This is a genomic window from Massilia sp. MP_M2 (genome assembly GCF_039123635.1).
Classification (GTDB): domain Bacteria; phylum Pseudomonadota; class Gammaproteobacteria; order Burkholderiales; family Burkholderiaceae_D; genus Telluria.
The window spans coordinates 1-11595 of record NZ_JBCHJF010000006.1 but is presented as its reverse complement, the minus strand read 5'-3'; the positions used below and the strand labels follow the sequence as shown (position 1 = coordinate 11595).

At 61.5% G+C, this 11595-nt stretch carries 7 protein-coding genes; 4 read left to right on the top strand and 3 right to left on the bottom strand.

The window, feature by feature from the left end:
- Nucleotides 1–134 precede the first annotated feature (134 nt).
- Nucleotides 135–485, bottom strand: coding sequence for a hypothetical protein (locus RCH14_RS14025; RefSeq protein WP_343026714.1), 351 nt, complete (start codon nucleotides 483–485; stop codon nucleotides 135–137).
- A 672-nt stretch (nucleotides 486–1157) separates the two neighbouring features.
- On the opposite strand from RCH14_RS14025, the gene RCH14_RS14020 reads away from it, so the two are divergent.
- From RCH14_RS14020 to RCH14_RS14005, 4 genes are all read left to right on the top strand, one after another.
- On the top strand, nucleotides 1158–4154 hold the full coding sequence (locus RCH14_RS14020; protein ID WP_343026713.1) for a TonB-dependent receptor: 2997 nt from the start codon (nucleotides 1158–1160) through the stop codon (nucleotides 4152–4154).
- Nucleotides 4155–4242: 88 nt separating this feature from the next.
- Nucleotides 4243–5922, top strand: a complete 1680-nt coding sequence (locus tag RCH14_RS14015) for a sodium:solute symporter family transporter (RefSeq protein ID WP_343026712.1) — start codon at nucleotides 4243–4245, stop codon at nucleotides 5920–5922.
- A gap of 52 nt (nucleotides 5923–5974) precedes the next feature.
- Complete coding sequence (locus RCH14_RS14010) at nucleotides 5975–8203, top strand: beta-glucosidase (protein ID WP_343026711.1); 2229 nt, start codon at nucleotides 5975–5977, stop codon at nucleotides 8201–8203.
- 208 nt (nucleotides 8204–8411) lie between these two features.
- Nucleotides 8412–9977, top strand: coding sequence for a GH39 family glycosyl hydrolase (locus tag RCH14_RS14005; RefSeq protein ID WP_343026710.1), 1566 nt, complete (start codon nucleotides 8412–8414; stop codon nucleotides 9975–9977).
- 66 nt (nucleotides 9978–10043) lie between these two features.
- On the opposite strand, the gene RCH14_RS14000 is transcribed toward RCH14_RS14005, so the two are convergent.
- Together RCH14_RS14000 and RCH14_RS13995 are read right to left on the bottom strand one after the other, a co-directional pair.
- Nucleotides 10044–10367 (bottom strand): hypothetical protein, encoded by a 324-nt coding sequence (locus RCH14_RS14000; RefSeq protein ID WP_343026709.1) that lies wholly within the window; start codon nucleotides 10365–10367, stop codon nucleotides 10044–10046.
- A 346-nt stretch (nucleotides 10368–10713) separates the two neighbouring features.
- Nucleotides 10714–11205 carry a hypothetical protein gene (locus tag RCH14_RS13995; protein ID WP_343026708.1) on the bottom strand — a complete coding sequence of 164 codons (492 nt, stop codon included), beginning with the start codon at nucleotides 11203–11205 and terminating at the stop codon, nucleotides 10714–10716.
- Between the last annotated feature and the right edge of the window lie 390 nt (nucleotides 11206–11595).

Genomic DNA, 11595 nt, shown 5'->3' with positions numbered 1-11595 from the left:
CTCCTACTAGTAATGGATTGCGCACATCAGAATAGGGTCGGCCAGGGTCGTCGCCCTGGCCTTCTTTCCATCCTGACCGTTACCGGTGCCCGTATTGCCAGCGCCGGTGTGCGCGCCGTTGGACACGCCGGCAATTATTTTGCCGGCGGGGTCGCTGCCTGCGTGGTGGCGCCATCGCCACCCGTTGGTTCTGAAGCACCGCTGTCGCGGGGTTTGTTCGAGTCTGCATCCTGGCCGGCGACCATGCCGCCAATCGCCGTACCGCCTTCGGCCGGCCCGGTTTCTGCCACTGCCGCAGGGGCGCTGGCCGATTCGGATTTGAGGCCCGCGTGCGGATCGATGGCGGCGCCGTTCGGACCAGCGACATCCGGCGTCTGCACCGGAGCAGTCGCTTCCTTCTTCTGGCACGCGGCCAGGGCGAATACAGCCGTCGCCACAATGGCTGCATTGCGCAGGGTAAGCGCAGTTTGTTTGATATAGATCATTGCAATATCCATTGACTTAGAGATACAACTGAAAATATAGCGGAAATGCGGAAGTACTTGAATAAGTATTTTACGCACAGCCGTTCGCAAAGGGTGATTTTCCGTGAGTTTTGACCCGCTTATAAGACAAAATTTTCGTCAAAGGCGGATGTAAAGACTGCACGACCGCGAATTTGGCCGTTTTAACGACTTCTTTCCTGTCTCATCCCCAGATTGCTGCGGTCAGTTACCGGACCAACAAAAGCGGGCGCTAGTGTAGCGTGCCTTCGTGCACGGTGCAGCGCAGCGTCAAATCTGCGATTCGCACGCCAACAGGCTGGGCATGGCTTCGTGCGTCGCGTCGACGCGATAGCCCTGCACTGGCAGCGCGCTTGCCTCATGGCGCGCGACGTCGTTGCCGCTGCACCGCCGGCTTGCCGGCGACCTTCATCAGCGTCATTCCACCGAACGCCCTACCCCATTTGCATCAATTGCGCCGGCGCGCGTCAAGTGAGATATAGCAAAAATAGTATTTACCAACATGCACCAACAAAAAATGGTTGCGCATAACATGTGGTGTTATATTATTTTACAGCTTGCACGGACGCCGCCCCTGCGCCCCTGCCAGGCACGGTCGTACCAAGACAAGAGTCCCATAGACGGACTCTTCACAACAAAGACGGAGACAACAGAATGAAACAGTTGAATCGATCGGCGATTGCCGTGGGCGTGGCACACCTGTGCTGGTTGTCCGCAGCGTTTGCCCAGGACGCCGCCCCGGCGCCTGCCGACGCACAGGTCGTGACCATCACCGGCCAGCGCGCAGCACTCAATAGCGCGCAACAACTCAAGAGGAATTCGGACGAGGTCGTCGATTCGATCGTCGCCGACGACATCGGCAAGCTGCCCGACAAATCGATCACCGAAGTCCTGGAACGCATCCCCGGCGTCACCATCGACCGCACCATGTCGCGCTCCGACCCAGAACATTTCTCGGTCGAAGGCTCGGGCGTGTCGATCCGTGGCCTGACATGGGTGCGCTCGGAACTCAATGGCCGCGACTCGTTCTCGTCCAATGGCGGCCGCGCACTGAGCTTCGAGGACGTCCCGCCTGAACTGATGGCCGGCGTCGACGTCTACAAGAACCCGTCCGCCGAACAGATCGAAGGCGGCATCTCGGGCCTGGTGAACCTGCGCACGGCACTACCGTTCGACATCAAGGGCCAGCGCATCTCGGGCAGCGTCGAAGGCACGTACACCGAACTGAACAAAAAGAAGGACCCGGCCGGCTCGTTCATGTACTCGAATCGCTGGAAAACCGACATGGGTGAATTCGGCGTGCTCGTGAACTACGCGAATTCCGAAAGCAATACCCGCACCGATGCGTTCCAGGTCGAGCCGTACTACCCGGTGGCCAATGCCGAGCCGGGCCGCACGGTATGGATTCCAAAAGGCGCGCAGTGGCGCACGCTGGACTTCGAGCGCAAGCGCCAGGGCGCCTACGCCGCGCTGCAGTGGAAGCTGGACAATTCGCTGCGTAGCCACCTGACCTATTTCAAGTCGAAGTACAAGATGCAGTGGGACGAGAACGCGCTGTTCTCGGCCGAAGGCAATCCGACCAATCTGCGCGTGACCAACGGCGTGTACGATGCCAACGGCGCGTTCATGAGCGGCATCCTGTCGAATCCGGCCAATAACGGCATCGAGTTCGGCAACAATACCCGCACGTCGAACCGCGATTCGTCGACCACCGACGTGGCCTGGAACGTCGAGTGGAAGCCGGCAAGCAACTGGACGCTGACCTCGGACGTCCAGCACGTGAAGGCCGAGTCGGAGGGTCTCGATTCGACGGTGGCGCTGGGCACGATCATGCAGCAGCAGAACCTGGACCTGACCGGCAGCTACCCGAAACTGATGTTCGATGCGGCGCAGACTGCCGGCCTGAGCGACCCGAACAACTACTTCTGGGCCTTCACCCAGGAACACCGCGACCGCAGCATCACCGAGCAGACCGCGTGGAAGGGCGACGTCAAGTATGACTTCGACCACCCGGTCCTGCGCGACCTGCGCGTCGGCGTGCGCTTCACCGACCGCGATGCCAAGACGATCAACTCGAACCCGAACTACAACTGGTCGGCCATTTCCCAGCGCTGGATGATGCCATGGCAGATCAACCAGCTGGCAACGCTGAGCGACCCGCGCTTCAGTGCACCGACGACGGTGAACCAGTTCAAGAACTTCTTCAACGGTGACGCCAGCGTCCCTGCCGTCGTGTTCCCTGCGCAGTCGCTGGTGGCCGGCTACCCGAGCACCTATGCCCAGCTGCACAGCTACCACGACGTCCTGTGCGCGCAGGCCGGCAACACCTGCGATCCATGGAAAGCCGCCGCCTTCGGCGAAGCCAACCCATCGGGCGACAACGAGCAGTCCGAAAAAACCAAGGCGCTCTACACGCAGCTGCGCTTTGCGTTTGACGACCTGAAGATGCCGATCGACGGTAACATCGGCATGCGCTATGTGAAGACCGACAACAAGTCGTTCGGCTATACCGTGTACAACTCGACCTTCATCATCCCGCCAGGCGGCACCACGGGCCTGGGGGTGCCGACCATCGCCCCGTTCGCGGGTCGCCAGGATTACGAGAACAGCTACCACAACTGGCTGCCGAGTCTGAACCTGCGCATGAAAGCGACTGACCAGCTGCAGTTCCGCTTCGCACTGGGCAAGGGGATGTCGCGCCCGGACTTCGGCCAGTTGCAGGCCTACACCACGCTGGGCCAGAGTGTTCAGAGTACGACCAGCGGCACCGGCGCCGGCCAGGTCACCAACGTGACCTCGGTCGCGCATACCGGCGAAGCGGCCGGCAATCCGCTCTTGCGCCCGGTTACCTCGCGCAATCTGGACCTGACCGCCGAATGGTACTTCGCCCAGGCCGGTTCGCTGACCTTCGCCGTGTTCGACAAGCGCCTGAAGGACATCATCGTCAAGCAGAATTCGTCCTACCAGCTGACCGACTCGGCCGGCCGTGTAATCGATTTCAACACAGCCACGCCAGTCAATGGCGCACGGGGTTCGGCGCGCGGCATCGAGATGGCGTACCAGCAGTACTTCGACAGGCTGCCAGGCTGGCTGTCGGGCTTTGGCGTGCAGGCCAACTACACGCACGTCAAGAGCAAGCGCGACCTGTACACCCCGGTGTTCTCGCAATACTGCTCGAACGTGAGCGGCGCGGCCAACCTGAACCTGAACCTGAACGGTTGCGACACCGATGGCCGCACCTTCGGCGACCTGCCGCTGGAATACCTGTCGCGCAACTCGTACAACCTGGCGCTGCTGTACGACAAGGGCCCATGGTCGGCGCGCCTGGCCTACAGCTGGCGCTCGAAGAGCCTCCTGGGTAACAACAACAACGGCACCAACGGCACCAATGGCGTCGACACCAACCCGGACAGCCCGACCGTCGGCCAGAACGTGATTGCCTGGGGCTTGCCGATCTGGGCCGACGACTACGGCCAGCTTGATGGCGGCGTCAGCTACAAGTTCAACGAGAACTTCCGCCTCGACTTCCAGGGCACCAACCTGACCGACGCGAAGTACAAGCAGATCATGACGCACCACATCGGCGACAAGGGCCGTGCATGGTTCGTCAGCGGTCCCCGCTACAGCGTGCGTCTGGGCATGTCGTTCTAAGTCGATGCCGATGTAATCCCGACGCCCGCTGACCTGCCGCCCCACGCGGCAGGTCAGCGGGCTGTTTGTTTTCCAGGAAACCCGATTCATGCAAAGCTCGACTTTCTCGTCGCTGGACACGTTCGTCTTTTTCGTCTACTTCATCATCGTGGCCGGCTACGGCGTCTGGGTCTACCAGCGCAAGCAGCGCTCCGCGTCCGCCTCGCACGACTACTTCCTGGCCGAAGGCTCACTGACCTGGTGGGCCATTGGCGCCTCGATGATCGCGTCGAACATTTCGGCCGAACAGTTCATCGGCATGAGCGGCTCGGGCTTCAAGATGGGCATGGCGATTGCCGTCTATGAGCTGATGGGCGCCTTCACGCTGATACTGGTGGCGGTGTTCTTCATGCCGATCTACCGCCGCAACCGCATCTACACGATGCCCCAGTTTCTCGAACAGCGTTACGGCAGCACCGTTGCCACCGTCATGGCGCTGTTCTGGCTGTCGCTGTACGTCATCGTCAACCTGACCTCGATCCTGTACCTGGGCGCGCTGGCCATCGGCGCCATCGCCGGCATCGACGTCTGGACCTGCATGGTGTTCCTGGCCGTATTCGCCGTCATCATCACGCTGGGCGGCATGAAGGTCATCGGCTACACCGACGTGATCCAGGTGCTGTGCCTGGTGCTTGGCGGCCTGGTGACCACCTGGCTCGCGCTCGACCTGGTCGCGCAGAACAATGGCGGCGGGGGCGTGATGGACGGCTTCAACCACCTGCTGGGCGTGGCGCCGGATCACTTCGACATGGTGCTCACGCGCGACAACCCGAACTACCTCGACCTGCCAGGCATCTCGATCCTGATTGGCGGCATGCTGATCGTGAACCTGAACTACTGGGGCTGCAACCAGTACATCATCCAGCGCGCGCTGGGCGCCGACCTGCACACGGCGCGCAAGGGCATCCTGTTCGCGGCCGGCCTCAAGCTCTTGATGCCGGTGATCGTCGTCCTGCCAGGCATTGCGGCCTTTGTGCTGCACCAGCAGGGCGTGCTGGGCGCATCGATGGGCGTGGGCCCGGACGTCAACCCCGACCGCGCCTACCCGGTGCTGCTCACGCTGCTGCCGACGGGCCTCAAAGGCGTTGCGTTTGCCGCGCTGACGGCGGCAGTGGTGGCTTCGCTGGCTGGCAAGGCCAACAGCATCGCCACCATCTACACCTTCGACATCCACAAGAAAGCCTTCAACCACGGGATCTCCGAGCAGCGCATGGTCTGGATCGGGCGCGTGACCGTGGTCGTGGCGATGCTGCTGGCGGTGCTGATCGCGCCGTTCATGGGCATCGACAAGAAAGGCGGCTTCCAGTACATCCAGGAATACACGGGCTTCGTCTCGCCCGGCATCCTGGCCATGTTCCTGATGGGCTTCTTCTGGCCACCGGCCACGGCCAGCGCGGCGATGTTTGCCACGGTCGGGGGCTTCATCGGCTCGATCATCCTCAAGTTTTTGCCCGGCCTGATGGACCTGTCGCTGCTGGCGCCGATCGGTTTCGCGGTGCCGAACAGCGCCGGCATCTACGAGATCCCGTTCGTGGACCGGATGGCGATCGTGTTCGTCGCCGTCATCATCGGCATGGTCATCATCAGCAAACTGTGGCCAAAGGCCGGCCTCGAGCAAAGCAAGGGCGTCGTCGTCGAAGCGTCGATGTTCAAGGTGCAGCCGGGGTTTGCGTTCGGCGCGACCGTCATCTGCATCGCCTTGACCGCGATCTACAGCGCGTGGTGGTAAGGTCGCTGCGCTGCCAACATCATCATCATAAAAAATTCAAGGAGACATACCCATGCACCCAGCTTTGCCCTTCGGCCGTTCGGCCATCGCCCTCGCCGCCGCCCTCGCCTTCGGTGCGGCGCATGCGGCACCGGCCGCTGCGCCGGCTGTTACGCCGACTGCTGCACCGGATGCGGCGCAACAGCGCGCCGCCAAACTGGTGGGCCAGATGACGCTCGATGAGAAGATCGGCATGGTGTTCGGCTACTTCGGCACCGAATTCAAGGGCCAGAAAGCGCCCGCAGGCGCCCTGCCCCAGTCGGCCGGTTTCATCAAGGGCATCGAACGCCTGGGCATCACGCCGCAGTGGCTGACCGACGCCGGCATCGGCGTGGCTTCGCAGCCGGGCAAGGAGGCGCGCGAGCGCACGTCGCTGCCGGCGGGGATTGCGACGGCAGCTACCTGGAATCCGCAACTGGCGTTCGACGGTGCAGCGATGATCGGCAAGGAAGCGCGCCTGTCGGGCTTCAACGTGATGCTGGGCGGGAGCGTGAACCTGGCGCGCGAGCCGCGCAACGGCCGCAACTTCGAGTACACGGGCGAAGACCCGCTGCTGGCCGGGATCATGGCCGGCGAACAGATTCGCGGCGTGCAGTCCAACCACATCGTCTCGACGCTCAAGCACTACGCGTACAACGACCAGGAGACGGGTCGCAACCACCTCAATGTCAAGATCAACGATGCCGCGGGCCGCATGTCCGACCTGCTGGCATTCCAGATCGCGATCGAACGGGGCGACCCCGGCTCGGTCATGTGCTCGTACAACCGGATCAACGGCCCCTATGGCTGCGAGAACGACCACCTGCTCAACAAGGTGCTCAAGGGCGACTGGGGCTACAAGGGCTATGTGATGTCCGACTGGGGCGCGGCCCACTCGACGATCCCGGCTGCGCTGGCGGGCCTGGATCAGCAGTCGGGCTACCCGTTCGACAAGTCGCCCTACTTCGACGGCGCGCTGAAGGAAGCCGTCGAAAACGGCCACGTGCCGCAGGCGCGTCTGGATGACATGGTGGCCCGCATCCTGTGGGCGCTCGGCGCGCACGGCGCGCTGGATCATCCGGTCAAGGTCCAGGCGGAGGACATCGATTACACGGCCCACGGCAAGATTTCTCAGCTTGACGCCGAAGAGGCCATCGTCCTGCTCAAGAACACGGGCAACGTGCTGCCGCTGGCAAAGGACGTACAGCGCATCGCCATCATCGGCGGGCACGCCAACAAGGGCGTGCTGTCGGGCGGCGGCTCGGCGCAGGTGTATCCGCGCGGCGGCATGGCGGTGCCGAACGAAGGCCCGGCCGCGTGGCCAGGCCCGATGGTCTACCTGCCAGGCTCCCCGATGAAGGCGCTGGCGGCGCGCACCAAGGCCAAGCTCACCTGGCACGATGGCAAGGACGCCGCCGCCGCCGCAAAAGTCGCGGCGGGTGCCGACGTGGTGCTGGTGTTCGCGACCCAGTGGACGTCCGAAGCGGCCGATGTGCCGACGCTGGCGCTGCCGAACAAGCAGGACGCACTGATCGCGGCAGTGGCCAAGGCCAATGCCCGCACCGTCGTCGTGCTGCAAACGGGTACGCCCGTCACGATGCCGTGGGTGAACGACGTTGCCGGCGTGGTCGAAGCCTGGTATCCGGGCACGAACGGCGCCGAAGCCATCGCGCGCGTTCTCACGGGCGAAGTCGATGCGTCGGGCCGCCTGCCGCAGACCTTCCCGCTGGCCGAGAACCAGCTGCCGCGACCAAAAATTGACGGCATCGACCTGCCGAAGGACACGCGCTTTGACGTCGACTACGACATCGAGGGCGCCGCCGTCGGCTACAAGTGGTTCGACCTGAAAGGCCTCAAGCCGCTGTTCGCGTTCGGTCACGGCCTGTCGTACACGCGCTTCACCTACACGAACCTGAAGGCCGACGCGACGGGCGGCAGTATCCGCGTGCGCTTCAATGTCGCCAACAGCGGCGCGCGCGCCGGCAAGGCGGTGCCGCAGGTGTACGTGTCGAAAGTGGGCGCCGGCTGGGAAGCGCCCAAGCGCCTCGGTGGCTGGGACAAGCTGGCACTGGACGCCGGCGCAAATCGCACCAGCGAAGTGACGATCGACCCGCGCACGCTGGCAGTGTTCGACGGCGCCAGCAACCGCTGGAAGATCGCGGCCGGCGACTACCGCGTGATCCTGTCAACGGCCGCCGATGCGCCGGTATCCACGGTGACGGTGCGCCTGCCGGCGCGCGAGTTTGCCGCCGGGGCGCGCTGATCGCAAACCCACGCGATCAACGACTGTAAGACTGAACGCTCGTGCCCTGCCAGCAGCGTGGCCTGATCCGCACCGCGACCGCGAAAGGTCGGCGATCCTGCACACGATCGCCAGCCGTTTCGCCGATGCCGATCTCGCGCTGGGGGCTGTTGCGCATGGCACCTGCACGGTCGGCTGCAACCTCGCCCACATCCGGAGAAAAGACCCCATGAAGCAGACGATTACCACCATGACGCTGGCGGCGCTGCTTGCCCTGCCAGCGGTGGCCCATGCGCAGCAACGCAACATCGACATCGATGTCACCCAGGTCAAGGGCCAGCTCGATCGCATGTTCAACCTGTCGGTTGGCGCCGGCCGCGCCAACGAGGGCTTGCGCGCCGACTGGCAGCAGCAGCTGGCCGAACTGCGCAGGGACACCGGCTTTCGCTACATCCGCATGCATGGCCTGCTGAGTGACGACATGGGCGTGTTCCGGATCGATGCGCAGGGCAAGGAGCAGTACAACTTCCAGTACGTCGACGTCCTGTTCGACTACCTGCAGAGCGTCGGCATCAAGCCGTTCGTGGAACTGGGCTTCATGCCGTCGGCGATGGCCAGCGGCACCAAGACCATCTTCTGGTGGCGCGGCAACGTCACGCCGCCGCGCGACTACGCGCAGTGGGAACGCCTGGTCAAAGCGCTGACGACGCACTGGACCGAGCGTTACGGCAAGGCCGAAGTGGCAAGCTGGTACTTCGAAGTCTGGAACGAACCGAACCTGGACGGCTTCTGGGCCGGCACGCAGGACGAGTACTTCAAGCTGTACGCGCACGCCGCGCGCGCCGTCAAGAGCGTCGACGCGTCGTACCGTGTGGGAGGCCCGGCCACCGCCGGCGCCGCCTGGATTCCCGAGATGATCGGGTACGCCAGCAAGAACGGCGTCCCGCTCGATTTCGTCTCCACCCACTCGTACGGCGTGAACCAGGGCTTCCTCGACGAATTCGGCACCACCGGGACGGTCCTGAGCCAGGACCCGATGGCCGTGACAAATGACGTGCTCAAGAACCGCAAGGAGATCGCGGCGTCCAGCATGCCGAAGCTCGAGCTGCACTACACCGAATGGAGCTCGTCGTACACGCCGTCCGATCCGACCCACGACAGCTACCACCAGCCGGCCTACATCCTGAAGAAGCTCAAACAAAGTACTGGCGCCGTGCAGTCGATGTCGTACTGGGTGTTTACCGACATTTTTGAAGAAGCCGGTCCGCGCTTCGAGGCCTTCCATGGCGGGTTCGGTTTGATGAACACGCAGGGCATCAAGAAACCGGCTTATTTTGCTTACCAGTTCCTCAACCAGCTGGGCGATCGTGAACTACAGAACGCGGACCAGGATTCGACGGCGACGCTCGACGCAAAGGGCAACGCACAGGTGCTGCTGTGGGATTACTCGCACACGCTGCCGGCGGGGATCAACAACCAGCAGTACTTCATCAAGGACCTGCCGCCCAAGGCGAAAGGCCAGGTCAAGGTGGCAATGCGGGGCCTGAAGCCCGGAGCCTACACGATGACGGTCTCGCAGGTCGGCTACAAGCAGAACGATGCGTTCACTGCGTATATCGGCATGGGGTCGCCGAAGCAGCTGACTCGTGCGCAGGTCGCTGCGTTGAAGACGACGGCGACCGGGAAACCGTCGACGCAGCAGGCAGTGACGGTCGGGCGCGATGGCGTCTTTGCTACTGCATTGCCGCTGCGCGAGAATGATGTCTATTTGCTGCAGTTGAACGCGGTGCGGTGACGCGTGGTGCGGTGTTGGATGACTCCATTAGTCACGCGCTCGTTTTGGTGGATTGCATTTCTATCGCTAGAGTGAAACCTGTCGGATCCCACAGGTCACGTCTTTTACAACCAACCTTTCAGGCACGCCAGCGATGGCTGTGTAAAACATGATGTTAAAGCCCGCACTTGAAATCAATGAACTGTGCAGACCAAGCCCTCCAGCATACGGAGTCGTGCCGGGGGGTATCAACGCTGCGGCCTGATTCGTGTTTGAAAGGTCAAAGGCTTGCCCTGCACCTCGCATCATTGAATTTACTTCATGCAAAGACTTTCCAACAAAAGCCTTGCGGCAGAGGCTATCCATTTCCAGAAAAAATTCGGACGGACGAATGTGCCATTGCTGGAGCACCTGTTCACGAAATACTTGGCCACTACGCTCGGCAGCCGTTAAGTGCTTGGGCTCAACCTCAGCGATCCGGTCCGAATCACGGCATGAGGGAGATAAGACTATGACTAGAAGGAGAAGTAGTCTTACGTGGTTTCGCATTGGAATAGAAACAAAGTCTTTCGTCGATTGCCGGGCTGAAAGTCAAGGGCTGTTACGACCGGCAGCAGTCTACCTCAGCAAGTCATTTTGATCTGAGAAGTTCCAGCGAGCCGCTGACTGATAGCTAACCTCTTGCTGTAACGTACAATTTTGAAGAAGCTCACCAGCAACTTAAGAACCAGTATTTGCACAAAAAATCTGGTTGCCGTCATGCTGATGTGGTGGCATCCAAGATCAAATTTTGCTCAGCGCGTTTGCATTTTTGAATTAACCACAATGAAACGCAAAGCGCGAACAGGTTCACACCGACCGTGATGCGCGCCCCTGGCTGCCCGATACCCATGCCAAATTGCGCGCCTAGTAGCGAGCTGGAGATTCCAGCTTCAAACGGCGACAGCTTAACGAAGACTTGTAGCTGGGCACCGCAAAACGCAGTGTAGGCGAGAACCGGTGTTTGCAACAAAGGAGTTTGAGCAAGCCAGAAGACTGCATTCGGATACAGTGCTTTCTTAGTGCCCTCGAGCATCAGCACTCCACACCATACGCCCCATACAAAAAACGCTAAGGCAAATACGATAGGAATGAAGGCGCTTATTGCCAAAACCTGACCCTGAACAACTGCATTCACGGTTGAACTGATGCCACTTGCCCCGCCCCCGAGAGCCAATATGCCGAGTAGACGGCGCTGCCAGTTCTTCAACGGCTTACTCCTTTGTGTAGATCAAGCGCTTATTGAAATAAGCGTAACAGAGGGCGTTCCGTGAAAATCCTCGGATTGTCACGTAGGAAAATACAAACGGGTTCGGTTCCTAGCCCCTCGTCACATTCTGCCCTTGGCCGATGCCAGCGGGTCGGCCCAGCGCGGCAGCTTGCTCGGTTGAAAATCTGGCGACAGCAGCGAGCAGGGTCAAGTGTGACATTCAGGCACGACCTGAATAAAAAGTTCACTGATGGATGCGTGGTGACTGCACTAAAGAAGAGTTCGAGTCTAAATATCAGACCTCGTATATTGAAGATGCCAGCGCACCAGTAGATAATAATGGTGATGTGGCCGGTCGGGGTGACACTGTTCAGACTGAGTGCCATTGAG

Coding starts and splice junctions, on each gene's coding strand:
- RCH14_RS14025 (WP_343026714.1), bottom strand. CDS start 485: ATGATCTATATCAAACAAACTGCGCTTACCCTGCGCAATGCAGCCATT.
- RCH14_RS14020 (WP_343026713.1), top strand. CDS start 1,158: ATGAAACAGTTGAATCGATCGGCGATTGCCGTGGGCGTGGCACACCTG.
- RCH14_RS14015 (WP_343026712.1), top strand. CDS start 4,243: ATGCAAAGCTCGACTTTCTCGTCGCTGGACACGTTCGTCTTTTTCGTC.
- RCH14_RS14010 (WP_343026711.1), top strand. CDS start 5,975: ATGCACCCAGCTTTGCCCTTCGGCCGTTCGGCCATCGCCCTCGCCGCC.
- RCH14_RS14005 (WP_343026710.1), top strand. CDS start 8,412: ATGAAGCAGACGATTACCACCATGACGCTGGCGGCGCTGCTTGCCCTG.